This is a genomic window from Fictibacillus norfolkensis (assembly GCF_014836645.1).
Lineage (GTDB): Bacteria > Bacillota > Bacilli > Bacillales > Fictibacillaceae > Fictibacillus > Fictibacillus norfolkensis.
Map to the genome: position 1 here is coordinate 483,458 of NZ_JACSQM010000002.1, position 15,545 is coordinate 499,002.

16 protein-coding genes are annotated in these 15,545 nt (G+C 39.5%); 5 read left to right on the forward strand and 11 right to left on the reverse strand.

The features are described from left to right. Positions 1-187 precede the first annotated feature (187 nt). Positions 188-376: a hypothetical protein gene (locus H9648_RS06865; protein ID WP_191753131.1), complete on the forward strand. Its 189-nt coding sequence runs from the start codon at positions 188-190 to the stop codon at positions 374-376. A 330-nt stretch (positions 377-706) separates the two neighbouring features. Here the strand turns inward: H9648_RS06865 and H9648_RS06870 are convergent, their stop codons facing one another. After that, complete coding sequence (locus H9648_RS06870; protein WP_225218761.1) at positions 707-1,336, reverse strand: hypothetical protein; 630 nt, start codon at positions 1,334-1,336, stop codon at positions 707-709. A gap of 411 nt (positions 1,337-1,747) precedes the next feature. On the opposite strand from H9648_RS06870, the gene H9648_RS20650 reads away from it, so the two are divergent. After that, entirely contained in the window at positions 1,748-1,837 is a 90-nt protein-coding gene (locus H9648_RS20650; RefSeq protein ID WP_222122228.1) for a putative holin-like toxin, read from the forward strand. Between the two features lie 194 nt (positions 1,838-2,031). Here the strand turns inward: H9648_RS20650 and H9648_RS06875 are convergent, their stop codons facing one another. Together H9648_RS06875 and H9648_RS06880 are read right to left on the reverse strand one after the other, a co-directional pair. Next, positions 2,032-4,179, reverse strand: coding sequence for an ATP-dependent Clp protease ATP-binding subunit (locus H9648_RS06875; RefSeq protein ID WP_191753132.1), 2,148 nt, complete (start codon positions 4,177-4,179; stop codon positions 2,032-2,034). A gap of 250 nt (positions 4,180-4,429) precedes the next feature. Further along, complete coding sequence (locus H9648_RS06880) at positions 4,430-5,002, reverse strand: BsuPI-related putative proteinase inhibitor (RefSeq protein WP_191753133.1); 573 nt, start codon at positions 5,000-5,002, stop codon at positions 4,430-4,432. A 121-nt stretch (positions 5,003-5,123) separates the two neighbouring features. Here H9648_RS06880 and H9648_RS06885 point away from each other — a divergent pair, with 121 nt between their 5' ends. From H9648_RS06885 to H9648_RS06895, 3 genes are all read left to right on the forward strand, one after another. Continuing rightward, the gene (locus tag H9648_RS06885; RefSeq protein WP_191753253.1) at positions 5,124-6,494 is read left to right on the forward strand and encodes an FAD-binding oxidoreductase; all 1,371 of its coding nucleotides are present in this window, start codon (positions 5,124-5,126) and stop codon (positions 6,492-6,494) included. Positions 6,495-6,558: 64 nt separating this feature from the next. After that, complete coding sequence (locus H9648_RS06890) at positions 6,559-6,879, forward strand: YbjQ family protein (RefSeq protein ID WP_137790415.1); 321 nt, start codon at positions 6,559-6,561, stop codon at positions 6,877-6,879. Next, positions 6,876-7,106 carry a hypothetical protein gene (locus H9648_RS06895; RefSeq protein ID WP_191753134.1) on the forward strand — a complete coding sequence of 77 codons (231 nt, stop codon included), beginning with the start codon at positions 6,876-6,878 and terminating at the stop codon, positions 7,104-7,106. Before H9648_RS06890 ends, H9648_RS06895 begins: the two co-directional genes overlap by 4 nt. A 228-nt stretch (positions 7,107-7,334) precedes the next feature. Here the strand turns inward: H9648_RS06895 and H9648_RS06900 are convergent, their stop codons facing one another. The 8 genes from H9648_RS06900 to H9648_RS06935 form a co-directional block, all read right to left on the reverse strand. Beyond that, on the reverse strand, positions 7,335-9,023 hold the full coding sequence (locus H9648_RS06900; RefSeq protein WP_191753135.1) for a methyl-accepting chemotaxis protein: 1,689 nt from the start codon (positions 9,021-9,023) through the stop codon (positions 7,335-7,337). Between the two features lie 10 nt (positions 9,024-9,033). Continuing rightward, the gene (locus H9648_RS06905) at positions 9,034-9,474 is read right to left on the reverse strand and encodes a chemotaxis protein CheW (protein WP_191753136.1); all 441 of its coding nucleotides are present in this window, start codon (positions 9,472-9,474) and stop codon (positions 9,034-9,036) included. A gap of 195 nt (positions 9,475-9,669) precedes the next feature. Further along, the gene (locus tag H9648_RS06910) at positions 9,670-11,418 is read right to left on the reverse strand and encodes a metallophosphoesterase family protein (RefSeq protein ID WP_191753137.1); all 1,749 of its coding nucleotides are present in this window, start codon (positions 11,416-11,418) and stop codon (positions 9,670-9,672) included. 100 nt (positions 11,419-11,518) lie between these two features. Continuing rightward, the gene (locus H9648_RS06915; protein WP_191753138.1) at positions 11,519-11,962 is read right to left on the reverse strand and encodes a helix-turn-helix transcriptional regulator; all 444 of its coding nucleotides are present in this window, start codon (positions 11,960-11,962) and stop codon (positions 11,519-11,521) included. An 84-nt stretch (positions 11,963-12,046) separates the two neighbouring features. Next, positions 12,047-12,295 carry a hypothetical protein gene (locus H9648_RS06920; protein ID WP_191753139.1) on the reverse strand — a complete coding sequence of 83 codons (249 nt, stop codon included), beginning with the start codon at positions 12,293-12,295 and terminating at the stop codon, positions 12,047-12,049. A 53-nt stretch (positions 12,296-12,348) separates the two neighbouring features. Next, positions 12,349-14,193: a PAS domain-containing sensor histidine kinase gene (locus H9648_RS06925; protein WP_191753140.1), complete on the reverse strand. Its 1,845-nt coding sequence runs from the start codon at positions 14,191-14,193 to the stop codon at positions 12,349-12,351. A gap of 169 nt (positions 14,194-14,362) precedes the next feature. Further along, positions 14,363-14,641 (reverse strand): HU family DNA-binding protein, encoded by a 279-nt coding sequence (locus tag H9648_RS06930; RefSeq protein WP_066236049.1) that lies wholly within the window; start codon positions 14,639-14,641, stop codon positions 14,363-14,365. A 132-nt stretch (positions 14,642-14,773) separates the two neighbouring features. Continuing rightward, positions 14,774-15,544 (reverse strand): SDR family NAD(P)-dependent oxidoreductase, encoded by a 771-nt coding sequence (locus H9648_RS06935; RefSeq protein WP_191753141.1) that lies wholly within the window; start codon positions 15,542-15,544, stop codon positions 14,774-14,776. Position 15,545: the final 1 nt, after the last annotated feature.

Below are 15,545 nucleotides of genomic sequence, written 5' to 3' on the forward strand. Positions count from 1 at the left end.
CCACTACAATCTTCCTAATTACATTCTATAATGTGACGGATTTCCCCTGTAAAAAATTGATAAAAGTAAATGTATTGAAAAACCTTCCTACTTTTCGCCTGATTTCTCTAAATTAAGACAGGATTTTCGTAAAAATGTCGAATACCTCATCAAGCAGTTTATGACATAAATGATAAGGAGAAAGAAGATGGCTAAAATTGTAGTGGATTTTCAACTTAGTCATGGTGAGGAGAAAATTACAGAAGGAAACATCGTGATTGTTAACATCTATCCCAGCAAAGCCAATCTCCACGAACAAGTAAAAAAGCTGATCGCTGACCAATTCAATTGTTCTGCTGCAATCATCGCTATTAAACAAATCAAAATGAACGCATAAGTGTAAACGATATTGTCCACTTAGACAGATAGACAGATGAACCAAATAAAAAAAGAGAATGTATGAATGTGCGTTCACCCACCGCTTTGCCGAAAGCGAGCAGCCATGAAACGAAGTTAAACTGCGTAGTACGATAACACCCTTTAAGAAAAGTTCAAAAAAAAGAGGTGCTTCTCTATAAGAAGCACCTCTATATGTATAGGGGACTTTATTATCTCACCAATTTTTAGATCAAGTAAGTTCCATTAGACGTATATCCCTTGGCCTATGTTCAACCCTTTAATCGGTAAATTAACCGGTGGTTGGACAAGTTATCTAGCTTTTGTCATGCTAAAAATACGTTTTAATGATACTTTCAATCTCATCATCCTTCATTCGGCCTGCAATCCCAGGAGTTTGAGCAAAATATTTTATCGCTTCACCGCAAGATAGACCTATCTGACTAAGTCCCTTTGCAATGGTTATGAGATAAGTTGCTGGTGGTGGATTTAAATCCTGTTCATGCATATCAAGGTTGCAAGTGAAAGTAACCATCGGATATCCTTGATCCTCACCAAGATACACCATGCGGCTATACCAGCCCTGACCAAAGTGAATATATCCTTTTTCAATAACTTCCTCCAAGTCAGCCTCTATCTCTTCACAGCTATTTTCTTGAGCTGTAACATCTAAGAATTGCTCGGCAGTGACCAAGTATTTTCTGCCATACGTCTCGTATGCTTCATTTTTTTCGTGTCCAATAAAAGCCACTCCACCTTCTCCCCATTTCGTCCGCTCTCTTGCAAAATAAAGAGGGTATGGCAAAACAGCTTTACCGTTTTTAAGAGGCTTGGCTGGATTTCTACAGCCTCTTTCCCGTTGAGTAGAACCTTCGGGCTGATCACCAAGAATATAACACAAAAAACGGTGCTCCATTAAATTCGATCCATAGCTTACATACCAAACATATGATGTGTCCAACGATTAATCCTCCTTAAAAATTTTCCTTGAATAATAGTCATGAAATAACTCATTTCTTTATACATTGATATACACAAGGGGGATGAAAAGAATGAAAAGAAAATGCTTACTCTTCGTTTTGTGCCTATTTATATTTCTTTTCGCGATGTTCCTAGCTACACCTGTTGTTTAGATGTATTGGAATTGATTTTTTTATAGGCCTTTTAGTCTACCCCGAAAAAAATGAAAAACAAATGCGATTTATGCGTGAAAATAATATTGGTAAAATAATCCTATTGACCTAAATAGAGTTATTATAAATAGTCTTTCCGATTCTTGTTTCGTTTTATAAATCGGGATAAAATGGTAATCATACAATACTTTTCCTTCTCTAGTTTCTGTACGAGTCTTGCTCCTAATTTGTAAGGAGGGATGGGGATGACAGTATTTGAAGCGATGTCACTCATGATTGGTTTTTCAATGCTTGTTCTTACCATTATCCGCTCCAAAGATGACTCATAAAGACAGAGAGTTTTGTTTCTTATTTATTCTGCCATGCAGATGCATGGCTTATTTTTTCGGATAAAATTATCTAGAAACTAGAAATACCCTATCTATGAATTGTAAAACAAAAACCTTGCTGGAGAAACACTCTCCAAACAAGGTTTTTTAGTTTTAACTTCTATCTACTCTACTTCTTACTTCCTTAGCTAATCTTACGCCTTTTTCACAACAATCTGTCCCTCTGCAACATTTACTGCTAGCTTCTCGACTTCCTCGTCATCTAAAAGAACATCTGCAATTTTATCCTCGATATGTTCTTGAATGATTCGACGAAGTGGTCTTGCTCCGAATGCTGGGTGATAACCTAGTTTAGCAAGCTTCTGTTTTGCAGCTGAAGTTACTGTGATTGAAATATTTTGTTCTTGAAGTTGATCTGAAAGCTCTTGTAGCATCAAATCAACAATTTTCACAAGGTGTTCTTCTTTTAACGACTGAAATTGTACGATGCTATCAAAACGGTTAAGAAATTCTGGTTTGAAATAGCCGCCTAAAGAGTCTAAAATCTGTGTCTCTTTTTCAACCTCTTCTGTGTTAAACCCTAGTTTCTTAGTTTGTTTTACAGCTGAACCTGCATTACTTGTCATGATGATCACCGTATCTTTAAAACTTACTGTACGCCCTTGGCTGTCCGTCAATCTGCCATCTTCCATGATCTGAAGGAACATGTGCTGTACGTCTGGATGAGCTTTTTCGATCTCATCGAGCAGAAGTATGCTATATGGCTTACGGCGGATTTGTTCTGTAAGTTGTCCTGCCTCTTCATGTCCTACATACCCTGGAGGTGAACCGATCAACTTGGATACAGCATGCTTTTCCATATATTCACTCATGTCGAGACGAATCATGCTTTCTTCATCACCAAAGATCTCTTTAGCTAATGTTTTGGTTAATTCTGTTTTACCTACACCCGTTGGTCCTACAAATAAGAAGGAACCGATCGGACGTTTTTTTGTCTTTAATCCTGCACGGCTTCTGCGAATCGCTTTTGCTACCTTTTCTACCGCTTCATCTTGTCCGATTACTTGAGCTGAAAGTTTTGCAGCAAGCTCTTTCATCTTGGATTGTTCATCACTTTGCAGTTTGCGAACTGGAATTCCTGTTTTCTGTTCCACGATATGTTGAATATCTTCTACTTGCACAATCGCTGCCTTTTTATCTTCTTCTTGTGTTTTAAGTTTCTCATCAAGTACTAGTTCTTCTTGTCGAAGCTTAGCTGCAAGTTCGTAGTTTTCATCTGCAGCAGCTTTCTCTTTTTCTTTAACGAGTTCTTCTAACCGCTCTTCAATGGACGATTTCTCAATCGTAATATGTTGAAGGTTGCTTTTTGAACCTGCTTCATCCATAAGATCGATCGCTTTATCGGGCAAGAAACGATCTTGAATATAACGATGTGATAAAGTAACACAAGCTTTTAAAGCTTCTTCTGTAAATTTAACTTGGTGATAGTCTTCATAACGCGAAGCAAGTCCCTTAAGGATCTCAAACGCTTCATCTGTCGTTGGTTCGTTAACGATAACAGGCTGAAAGCGTCGTTCAAGCGCTGCATCTTTTTCGATCTGGCGATATTCTTTAAGTGTTGTAGCACCAACCATCTGAAGTTCACCACGAGCCAGTGCTGGTTTTAAAATGTTTCCTGCATCCATTGAACCTTCAGCAGACCCTGCTCCTACGATCTGATGCACCTCATCTACAAAAAGAATGACGTTCTTCCGTTTTTGAAGTTCTGCAATCAGTTGTTTCATTCTTTCTTCAAACTGACCTCTCACGCCAGTGTCTGCAACGAGTGAAGCAACATCTAACAAATAGACTTCTTTATTCAGAAGTTTTGCTGGTACATTGCCTTCTACGATCTTAGTAGCTAAACCTTCAGCTATTGCAGTTTTCCCTACACCTGGCTCACCGATTAATACCGGGTTATTTTTTGTACGACGATTCAAGATTTCAATCACACGGCGTACTTCCTGATCACGTCCGATGACAGGATCAATGATCCCTGCTTTTGCAGCATCTGTTAAGTTTCGGCCAAATTTATCTAAGAAGCCTCCGCCGCCACGTTTACCTTTTTGAGTTTGTTGATGATGTGGATCGTTCGCTTGGTCTGCAAAAGCTTGACCATTCATCATCTGTTGAAAAATATCATCGAAAGAAGAAAAATTCATGTTCATTCCTCCCCCAGTTGTCATTTCTTGTTTTACTTTATGATAACAATTAGAGCAGAGCACAAATTGTTTCTTTTCTTTATTCATAGAGATACTCATTTGAATCGTAGCAGGATTAACTTCACATTGTTCACAACGCATACTTGTAACCCCCTATAAATTTTTTTAAAAAATTGTATAAATTATTTGCGATTATAACGGTATGACCTTCGCTTCGCAACTTTTATGATTTAAGTGATCTGGGTCTACTTGCTAAAAGTTTGACTTTGACTTTCTTTGACCTTTCACCTTTAATCATATTATACTTTGACCTTTTTTGACTTTCAAGTATTTTGTTTGACTGTTAAAAATAACAAAAAGAGATGAGCTCTTAACCCATCTCTTCCCCAAATCAGTTCCAATTAAAAGTGATTTTTTGTCTGTAATCTTCTGTTTCTCCGGTAGGCGTCAACCATACTTCAAGTGTATAGGCTCCTGGATCAAGATTATTCACTAAAATGTCCTGTTTAAAAACATCCGCTTGTTTCAGTTTTAATGAAGAAAGAACCTGCATGAACATATGATTTTTCGAGTATTGGTAAACAATTTTCCCATTCTTATCTTTGATCACATAATCAAATTTTTGACTAGACGAAAATTGAAAAACCTTCTCTTTTTCTGTTTGATTTTTTAATTCATATCGAAATAGAATACCTTTTGCATTCTGCTGTTCTTGAACATTGATCGTACTTTCAATACTTCCTGCAACGATACCGTTCTGACCATCTTGTCCAGATCGTTCTTCTTTTCCTGCCCCAGGACTTTGTTGTTTCTTTTTATCTTCTTTACCATCACCTATCACCGGTTGCTCTCTCCCTTCGGATTGGTTTTGGCTGTCATTGTCCCCACAGCCTGTAGCGACTATCGAAAAACATAATATGATCAGTATAACACGCCATCTGTTGATCCAACATTTTCTCATCATTCTTCACCTCACTTGTTAGTTTGGGCATATATACGTAATTTCATGTTTAAAAAGGATTTTTAGCTTCGTTCATGTAAAATAGAAATAAACTTATACGTATAGGGAGTGAGTTTCCTTGGAAATGACAAAGTCAGATCTTTTGCTTGAGATGCAGAAAATAACTTCTGAAAAACGTGCCACACAAAATGAAACGATTCTCTGGCAGCATAGCCACGATGAATCTTATCACCACCCTGTTTCTCCTGATGTAGTTGTATACCCGATATCGTCAGAAGAAATTTCTTCTATTCTTAAATTCGCAAATGAAAACATAATTCCTGTCGTGCCTTACGGAGCCGGTTCTAGTCTTGAGGGCCACTGTATACCCGTAAATGGCGGCATCACACTAAACTTTCAAGAAATGAATGAAGTGCTGGAGATTCGTCCAGATGATTTTTTAGTGAGAGTACAGCCTGGCGTCACACGCACTCAGCTAAACCTAGCACTAAAAAAATTCGGATTGTTCTTTCCAGTCGACCCCGGCGCTGATGCTACGATCGGTGGGATGGCAGCTACGAATGCAAGTGGAACAACAAGCGTAAAATATGGAATCATGCGCGACCAAGTACGAAATCTTCAAGTCGTATTAGCGGATGGACAAATTATTCAAACCGGCGGAATGGCTGCTAAATCGTCAGCTGGCTATCACTTGACCTCCATGTTTGTAGGCTCAGAAGGTACTTTAGGGGTATTTACTGAGATCACATTAAAAGTATACGGAATTCCTGAGGCAGTACTTGCAGCTAGGTGTACGTTTCCATCTGTTCAAACGGCAGTTGAAGCTGCAAGTGCAGTTCTTGGCTCTGGGACTGGTATCGCAAGAATGGAGCTGGTTGATGAACGCTCGATCGTCCAAGTGAACCACAATAGTGATACTTCTTATACAGAAGCGCCTACCTTATTTTTAGAGTTTCAAGGAAACCCAGCTAGTGTTACATATGAAGCATCACTCACAAAGGAATTGCTCGAGAGCTTTGGTGGTCTTGAATGGACAGAGGAACGTGATTCTAAGGCTCGCGCTAAACTTTGGGAAGCAAGACACCATTTAGCTTATGCATTTAAACATGGCTATCCAGGAAAATCGATGATGTTTACCGATGTTTGTCTTCCACTCTCCGAATTGTCTGGAGCAATCGTACACGCGAGAGAAACGATGGACGAGGTAGGAGTACCGGGAGCAGTCCTCGGTCATGTAGGTGATGGAAATTTTCATGCCATTTTGATGTATGATAGTTCGATTTTGGAAGAGCGCGAAAAAGCCGATACGGTGAACGCTAGTATAGTGGACTATGCACTTCAAAAAGGCGGCACCTGTACAGGAGAGCATGGTATCGGAATCGGAAAAGCAAAATATTTGGCTAAGGAACATGCTGATACTCTTCCCATCATGTTCGCTATAAAAAAACAATTGGATCCAAAAGACATTTTAAACCCTGGTAAGATCATAATATAGAAATGAAACGAAGAGCTTGTATGAATCGCATTAGAGAGATAACAAACCAAGGAGGCGTTATTTCATGATCGTCGTAACAACTGAGAACATAAAAGGCTATGAGGTGAAGGAAGTAAAAGGCTCTGCTTTTGGAGTCGTTGTACGCGCTCGTGGAATCGGCGGCGACATCATGGCGGGATTACGAGGAATCATGGGCGGTGAGATCAAAGAATATACGAGTATGCTTGAAGATGCGCGAAAGCAAGCAGTTGACCGGATGGTAAAGAATGCTACTGAGATGGGTGGCAACGCCATCATAATGATGCGCTTTGATTCTGGAGAGATGGGCAATAACATGAGCGAGATCGTTGCTTATGGAACGGTTGTCGTCATTGAAAAACAATGAACATCATAAGCATCCTAATCGGCTGGCAAGTTTTGTCTATCCTTTTCTTAATCGTCTTAGCTATCATCTCATGGATGTATTTTGATAAGCGATACAAAAAAAGTGAAACAAAAGTGCCTTCAGGCTATATTTGGACAGATGAAATATCAATTGATCCTACTTCCGGAAAAAGGGAACGCGTTTATTATAATCCGGATACTGGCGATCGGTTTTATAAAAAAGAATAAAGATAAGCTTGTCTTTTTGAGGAATTCTCCTTGAAAGGCAAGCTTATTTTGAGCCTTATGATGTTTATTGTTTTCTTTTGGTGCGGTTGCAAGGTTTTATGATTGGTCCCTGATTTTTATGCTCGGTCACAAGGTTTTATTTTCACACTAATATCTAGATTCCGTATCAAATTAACAAATAAGCCGCCCATTCAAGCTGGGCGGCTTTCATTATGCTTCTTTTCATTTCTACACTTTAAATTTATTAATGGCTTCGTTCATCTCTTCTGCTAGCTGTGAAAGTGCGTTTGATGAAGATGAGATCTCCTCCATGCTTGCTAGCTGTTCTTCTGCAGAAGCAGAAACTTCTTGCGTTGATGAAGCTGCTGTTTCTGCCATCGATGAGATCACGTCGATCGAGCCAACAACATGTTCAGTACTCGCTGTCATCTGCTCTGTTGCGGCTGAGATATCGCTCACTTGGCCAGAAACCTCTGCAACTGTTTCATACAGACTTTTGAACGCTTCTCCTGATTGATAGACGAGTTCTCTGCCGCCATTTACCTCTATCGCACCGTTCTTCATAGCAGAAACGGCTTTTTCAGTTAGCTCCTGTATGCTAGTGATCAGTTGCCCGATCTGGGATGCAGATGCTGAAGATTGCTCTGCTAACTTTCGTACTTCATCAGCAACTACTGCAAAGCCCCTGCCTTGTTCTCCTGCACGAGCTGCTTCGATTGCAGCATTCAGTGCTAAAAGATTTGTCTGACCGGCAATATCCGTAATCACATCAACAATATTCGTAATTTCTTGAGACTGCTCACCAAGATCCTTCACAACTTGAGAGGTACTGTCCATAGAAGTGTGAATCGCATCCATTTGGCCGATCGTCTTTTGTATGGTCTGATTTCCGCCTTCTGCTACCTGCATAGAACGAGCGGATGCTTCAGACATGTTCTTCATACTAACTGCGATCTGTTGAATTCCGGCAGAAAGCTGGTTCATGGCTTCTACGATATCATCTACCGTACGCACTTGTTCTTGAGATCCTCCTGCCACCTCACCTATCGTTGTCGCGATCTGTTCTGTTGCCATACTCGTTTGTTCAGCTGAAGCAGTTAACTCTTCAGAAGATGCTGCCACCTGTTCAGCGGTAGCTCTGACTTGCCTGATTAAAGTTGCAAGGTTTGTACCCATATGGTTGATGCCATCTGCGAGCATACCAATCTCATCTTTATTTTTTACAAAGATCGGATCCATCGTCAAATCACCATCTGCAATGTCATTAAGCATATTGGACATTCTCACAACAGGTCTTGAGATCATAAGCGAGATCGTGTAACCGATTGTAAGTGCAGCCACTACAATAACGATTCCTAAAATCGTGATGAGAGAGACAACGAACTTCTCCTCGTCCGCAACGACGACTCTGCCTTCAGCCATTAGGTTTGCTTGTCTCTTGCCCATCTCTTCTGTTACAGCTCGCATGTCTCTGCCTAACGGAAAAAGAGTGCTTTTTGCATATTCATTTGCTGCTTCCATGTTACTCATTGAGTTTTGCAGCACACGGTCTGATTCCGTTTTGTAATCATTGTTCAAATAATAAATCTTTTCCAGCCTATCTTTATCTGCCTTTAATTTAACGAGTTTCATCGTTTCATTTACGAGTGTATTAATCCTTTCGTTCGCGTCGGTCAACTTTTGTTTGCTGTCGGTCGATTGCTCGAGCAAGTATTCCCTGACACTATTGTTTTGAACAGTCGCTTGAAGTTCAATCTCCTTCGCATTGTTATAGATTACCGTTCTTCTGTCTAATAGTTCACTGTATGTATGTTGCATGTCTTTTAAAAAGTAAAAGAAAACACCGCAAGTTGCAGAAAACAGAACGGCAATTGTTAAAAAAGAACCTACTAGCTTTTTTCTTAACGTTAGTTTCATACGTCACCTCTTATAAATTTCTGTTGCTAAAAATAATTGGACAATTTAGCACAATGATTAGGTGATCATCCTGCTTAGAGACACCTTTTATTAACGAGTCCTTCTTTGAACGAAAACTTCCTGGTGATTGTATGGAATCTGCTTCAATATCAATAACATCAGTTGCAGCTTCCGTTAGAAGCCCTAAGAAATTTTCTTCATTCTGTAAAATAACAATTCTAGTCTGATCTGTGATCTCGGCCTTCCCTTTACCGATCAGCTGTCCAAAATCAATGATCGGAATAACGTTCCCTCTTAAATGAATGATTCCTAATACGTCTGAAGACATCTCTGGCATCGGTGTTATGTCCAGAACGCGCTCGATCGAAGCGACATGTTCGATCGGCAGCCCATATTGTTCAACACCAGCTGTTATTACAACAATCTTTAAAGTTTGAGTGCTAAGTGACATCTCACTTGCTCCTTTTCTAGGTATTTCTTCATTAAACAATAGTCATGAGTTCTCCCTCTTTTTATCGGTTAAGAAATTCAAATGTTTTAGTCTCAAAAATGATAATAAATCTACTAGTCATTTATAGAGTTTCTCGAGTTTATGTCCCAACAAAAAAAACGCCTGAGCAATTTTCTGCTCAGGCGTACTTCTTACTTATCTTTTTAATTCCACGTTCTCTACCGTATTTGGCGGAATGGTTACTTGCACCTCTACAAACTGTTTCGTGCCATATAATTGTGTTTCAACTACTTTGCCGGAAGAAGGTGAATAGCTGCCTTGTTTCATATAGAATGGAACATTTACAGTCAGAGCTTTATTTAAGCGGTTTGTAACTGTAGCTGTTTGGGTAACTTGAGATCCATCGTTTGGCAGCTCAAACTTATTCTCAAATGAAACAACACCAGCTGACGTATTTCCATTTTGATATACCGGCATGGATCTATCTGGCCCTTCGTATACGTATGACCTGAACTCATTTTCAGCTGAATTCTTCTCAAACAAACGATAGCCTACCCATGGTTTAGCTGATAATTCAATAGATGCAGTTGTAGAATACAAAATGCCGTCTTGCTCTGTAATATTATCGACGTGCGTATGTCCATGCAAGGATATATTAACGTTATTCTGCTTCATTACATCAATCAGTTCATGAGACCCTTCACCGTGCCATTGCTGATCGTATTTAATACCGAGTGCCTCACCTTTTATGAGCGTTGTTAAATGCTGCGGATCATGCTTAGCATCGTATTCATTCCAATAATCGTTTACATGCGGATCTGTTGACGGCCATATGTCACGATCACGCCATAACGGATTATGATGAGAAAATAATCCCCTTACTTGTTCAGGTTGTGCACTAACCTTATTATCTGCTAAATCTTTTTTAATCCACTCCATCTGCTCATCACGTATCTGCCCACCCCAAGTAGGAACGGATACGGATCCATGACCTTGTCTGTCAAACTTGTGCCAATCAAAAGAGTTGTATCCAATCATGTGAGCATATGGTCCATAATCAAACGAGAAATACTGGGGACCGAAATATTGTTCCCAATACTTTGCACCATCCGTTAGTGTAGCATCTTGTGCATAATAATCATGGTTCCCTGGGACGATATACACTGGAACATCAAATTGCTTCAGCATGCGATATGTTTCTTCATATTCATAGATATATTCTTTTGGATTCATTTGACCATACATTAAGTCACCGGTCATCACCACAAAATCTGGTTTTAACAAATTAACTTGTTTAATCGTTTTCTGGAGATATAGCCAACGTTTCGTTCGATCTGGGTGCCAGAATCCTGCTTCAGTAATGTTAGCAGGATCTGCTATGTTGCGTGGAGAGCCGACATGAATATCCGTTAGGTGCATAAACTTAAATTCTTTATTGAACTCTTTTACTACCTTAACCGAGTTTGGTTCATCATCTGTGATACGAGTTCCATCACCGGTATAAGTAACTTGCAGATCAAATAACTCTTCTGGAACCTCATCTGGAATTTGTACCGTAACTTCATAAATAGAAGAACTTTCATTCCAATGCGAAGACCCTTTTTGCACATTTTTCACAGGAAGAGTAAATGTTCCATCTACATTTGCTGCATCAGTCGGATTTAATGAGACTTCCCATCCTGCAGGTTCTTTATCTTTTGTATCCACCTTAATCGTTAAATCAGAACCATTCTTCTTAATTGCCGGTGTCGCCATTAGTGGATAGATAATATTATCTATTTTTGGATCCAGTGCTATATTTGGTACTTTATCCAAATAGTTTTCAGAGTTTCCAATACCACCATCTTGTTTGTCATTACCAGATAAGAAGGCATGAGTTTGTCCAGCAGGTATCGTCAAAGCACCCGAGATAATAAGCGCTGTTAGCTTCGTTTTCCAATTCATGTGCTACTCTCCCTTCAAAATAACTTGCATCTTGAAACTAACAGCACAACGTAAATTTAATGTAACAGCACATTAAATATTTTATGAAACAGTTATTTTACTATATCTCTCTCAATCTCTTTCGTGCTTCATTTTCTTCAAACGAACTAAAAACTCGATAATCCTTTTGATCGAGTATTCGGAAGTGTTGACTGATTACATTCTGCTGAAGCCGGTAGCCTTTACGTGAATCTACTTCTTTCCACCAGACAAGTCCACCCCAGGTTTTTTCTTTCGGTATCGCTACATACTCATGAACGACTAGCTCCATAACATCAAGTGGATTTCCCCCTAATGCATGGTTAAGAATGTCTGAGTTTCGAAACAATGCACACATAGCAACGATTACAGTCCAGCTCGCTTTAATTCTTTCTTTTTCGATCTGAACTAGCGTTTTCTTTGAGATACCTAATATATCGGCCATCTTGTCTTGAGTATATCCAAGTTCTGTTCGCACAAGTTTAATCTTGCCTGTTAATAGCTCCACAATTTCGTCTTGTGTCATAATAAGAAATTCTCCTTTTATCCTTTTATCCTTTTAGGAACATTTTACACAAAAAAACTCCTTTCAACAAAATTGAAAGGAGCATCAGCTATACGTATATGGTTCCCAATGAGCAAGATCATAGAGCCCAGAATTAATCCGTGTACTCTCTGCCTCCAACAATAACAACAATTCATTAGGAAGCTCACTATGATGATGGCCAAGGTTCATTTCATCGTTTGGAGATGAGATCAGAACCGTGAACAACTTCTTATTTTCCATGTTCATCCCATGCACATGAATATAATTTAAATCTTTCACTCGATACACAAAAAAGATACGATATTTATTCATCTCTCCCACACTCCCTTAGGAACAGTGTGGTCGGATTTCACACACATTAAACCTTATTTTGATGAAGACGGTGCAGTCGGAAGTTCGATCTCCACCTTCGTTCCTTCGTTCTCAACAGAAGAAAATTGTATAGCTCCACCATGTTCTTCAATGATCTTAAAGCAAACCATCAGGCCTAAACCCGTACCCTTTTCCTTTGTTGTATAAAATGGTTCTCCGAGGGTTTTTAATCGTTCAGCTGGAATACCACATCCTTGATCTTTTAGCTCCAGAAGAACAGAATCGTTGCGAGTTCCAATCTTAATATGAATCTCTCCGTCCTTATCCATACTTTCGATCGCGTTCTTTAATAAATTGATGAAAAGCTGTTTAAGCTGATTTTCCACACCATATACAAGCGGAATGTTATCCGAGATATTTACCCAGATCTGTATGTTTTTCATGATCGCTTGCGTTTCTAGCAATCTTACAACACTATAGATCAGTTCTTGAATGTTCGTATGTTCAAAGCTAACTGCCTGAGGTTTAGCAACAAGCATGAGTTCCCCAACGATGTCGTTGATTCGATTCAGCTCTGACTCCATAATTCTAAGATATTCTAATCGAATCACATCGTCTGCATCTGATAATAGTTTCGTAAACCCTTTTAATGAAGTTAGCGGATTCCGAATCTCATGCGCCACCCCTGCAGCAAGTTCACCGAGAACAGACAGCTTCTCCGATTTTAACATGAGTTCTTCAGTCTGCTTTGCTTTCGTTACATCTCTAGCAAAGGTAACTAGGCTCTCCACATGTCCGTCCTTCGTCATGACTGGTACACCACGGGCCTCTAATAATATCCAATCACCATTTTTATGAACCAGCCTGAATTCTGTCTGGAACGGTTCTTTTTTCACAAGAGCTCTCATGAAAAGATCAGAAAGGCTCTGTAAATCATCAGGGTGAACCATTTCAAGGATAGCCCCTTTAATCTCACCATCTTCATAGCCAAGTACAGGTAAGTGTGAAGGAGATACATATTGTATGATGCCAGATGGATCAATCACAGTAATAAGATCTGTAGAATGTTCTGCGATCAAACGATATTTCGCCTCACTTTCACGTAGAGCACGCTCTACTTTTTTCTGAGAAGTAATATCACGGTATACAATTACGAACCCCATAATTTTACCGTCCATGTCACATATGTTTGAAAAAGATGCAGATACGTCAAAAACGGTTCCGTCTTTGTGTATACGCTGTGTTTCATGAAGCGGAACCGATTGTCCCTGTTTTAAGAGATCAATGATCTCCTTCGATTCACCTTGCAGGTGTGCTGGTGTAATAACAGGATAGTCGTCATTTTCCTCCGAGAAATCCTCTTCAGCCCAGCCGAACATCTGAATGAATGCATCGTTCACCTTGATGACCTCTTGCCTTGTGTTAATAATGAGAATGGCATCTGTTGTTCCTTTTAAAACTGACTCTAATAGATCTAGAGCCACACTCAGCTCTTCTTCCTTCTGTTTATGAGGTGTAATATCACGTCCTGTGATAACCAACACTTGCTGTTTACCATCACTCGTAAAGGTAGGCTGCTTTATGAGCTCGAGCATCACTTTACGACCGCTCTTCATCATAATCTTTTCAGCTGTTTTTATCGGTTTTCTTGTTTCCCATGCTCTCTTATCGGAAAGTCTGCATCTTTCAATTGCTTCGTATGAAAGTCTTGTTTCCAGTTCCTCAAGACTTTTTCCTTTATATTCATCATGGTTGATTCCATAAATATTAAGAGCGAACCGGTTCGCTTCTGCCCAAGTTCCATCCGGATACCTTAAACAAACAAATTCGGGCAGGACATCGATCATTTCTTTTAAAGTGGCAACTGCAGGTAATTCGTCCTGACTTAATACTTTCATTCTATCCACCCTTTTTTACTAAAACTTTCTTAACGTTTATAAATTAAATAAAAGGGTCTAGTTTCCTTTATTTTTTTCAGGAATTCGCACGTCAAATTCGTTTCTTTTTCGCCTAAATATGACAAAAGACGCTTTCCTCGAGGAAAGCGTCTTTCGTATCTGCTGACGATTAAACGGCTTTTACCGCTTCTTTTAGCGATTTACCTGGCTTGAAAGCAGGTACGTTGCTAGCCTGGATCATGATCTCTTCACCAGTAAGAGGATTACGTCCTTTTCTTGCGTTACGGTTCCTTGTTTCAAATGTTCCGAAACCGATAAGCTGCACGCTTTCACCGTTTTTCAAAGCATCTGTAATCGCATCTAGCACTGCATCAACGGCAAGCGCTGATTCTTTTTTGTTCATACTCGTTGCATTTCGAACTGCATCTACTAAATCCATCTTTTTCATTTTGTGTTGCTCCCTTCAAACATTGAATGAACTGCTTGTGTAGCAACATTATTAACGAAAAAAATAGGTTTCATACAAAAAGATACAAAATTCCGAAAAAATATTTATATAGTTTAATAATTCGTTTTTTGATTAGAATCCTTGAATGGTCATTCCACCATCTACAAAAAGTGTTTGGCCGTTCACATAATCAGCTGCTTCACTTGCTAAAAATACCGCAGGTCCCACAAGATCAGGTAGTTCTCCTACTCTTTTTTGCGGAGTAACAGCGAGTATATCTTGTAAATATTTCTCGTTAGCTAAAAGTTTCTCTGTTAATGGTGTCTTAAAATACCATGGTCCGATGCTGTTCACATTAATTCCATACTGTCCCCACTCAAGAGCTAAGTTCTTCGTCATCTGTATAATCGCGGCTTTAGTAGAGGCATAGACTACGCCGGTACGAAGAGCAACATGTCCAGCAACAGAAGAAATTGTAATGATTTTGCCTCCTCCAGCTTGCTTCATTCGTTGACCAGCTTGCTGTGAGAACCAAAAAGCTGAACGAAGGTTCGTGTGCATGATCGTATCCCATTCTTCATCAGATACATCTAAAGCTTTTGATCGGATATTCATTCCAGCATTGTTTACAAGTATATCGACCTCTACCTGCTCTGAATCTAGTGTTTCAAAGATTCCTTTAACCTGATCCTTGTTCGTAACATCCGCTTCAAAAAGGAACGCCTTTGTTCCTGCACTTTCAATCAACTGTGCTGTCTTTTCCAGATCAGAATGTGTTCTAGATACAATGATCACATCCGCACCGGCTTCTGCATATCCAATCGCGATCGCTTGTCCGATCCCTCTTCCAGCACCCGTTACGAGTGCTGTTTTTCCTTTAAGTGAAAATGACGGTAAATACACG

Excerpts from the sequence above, each read along its gene's own strand:
- H9648_RS06890 (WP_137790415.1), top strand. The coding sequence starts at position 6,559 with ATGATCGTCGTAACAACTGAGAACATAAAAGGCTATGAGGTGAAGGAA.
- H9648_RS06925 (WP_191753140.1), bottom strand. The coding sequence starts at position 14,193 with ATGAAAGTATTAAGTCAGGACGAATTACCTGCAGTTGCCACTTTAAAA.
- H9648_RS06885 (WP_191753253.1), top strand. The coding sequence starts at position 5,124 with ATGACAAAGTCAGATCTTTTGCTTGAGATGCAGAAAATAACTTCTGAA.
- H9648_RS06915 (WP_191753138.1), bottom strand. The coding sequence starts at position 11,962 with ATGACACAAGACGAAATTGTGGAGCTATTAACAGGCAAGATTAAACTT.
- H9648_RS06900 (WP_191753135.1), bottom strand. The coding sequence starts at position 9,023 with ATGAAACTAACGTTAAGAAAAAAGCTAGTAGGTTCTTTTTTAACAATT.
- H9648_RS06880 (WP_191753133.1), bottom strand. The coding sequence starts at position 5,002 with ATGATGAGAAAATGTTGGATCAACAGATGGCGTGTTATACTGATCATA.
- H9648_RS06895 (WP_191753134.1), top strand. The coding sequence starts at position 6,876 with ATGAACATCATAAGCATCCTAATCGGCTGGCAAGTTTTGTCTATCCTT.
- H9648_RS06905 (WP_191753136.1), bottom strand. The coding sequence starts at position 9,474 with ATGTCACTTAGCACTCAAACTTTAAAGATTGTTGTAATAACAGCTGGT.
- H9648_RS06930 (WP_066236049.1), bottom strand. The coding sequence starts at position 14,641 with ATGAAAAAGATGGATTTAGTAGATGCAGTTCGAAATGCAACGAGTATG.
- H9648_RS20650 (WP_222122228.1), top strand. The coding sequence starts at position 1,748 with ATGGGGATGACAGTATTTGAAGCGATGTCACTCATGATTGGTTTTTCA.
- H9648_RS06910 (WP_191753137.1), bottom strand. The coding sequence starts at position 11,418 with ATGAATTGGAAAACGAAGCTAACAGCGCTTATTATCTCGGGTGCTTTG.
- H9648_RS06865 (WP_191753131.1), top strand. The coding sequence starts at position 188 with ATGGCTAAAATTGTAGTGGATTTTCAACTTAGTCATGGTGAGGAGAAA.
- H9648_RS06875 (WP_191753132.1), bottom strand. The coding sequence starts at position 4,179 with ATGCGTTGTGAACAATGTGAAGTTAATCCTGCTACGATTCAAATGAGT.
- H9648_RS06920 (WP_191753139.1), bottom strand. The coding sequence starts at position 12,295 with ATGAATAAATATCGTATCTTTTTTGTGTATCGAGTGAAAGATTTAAAT.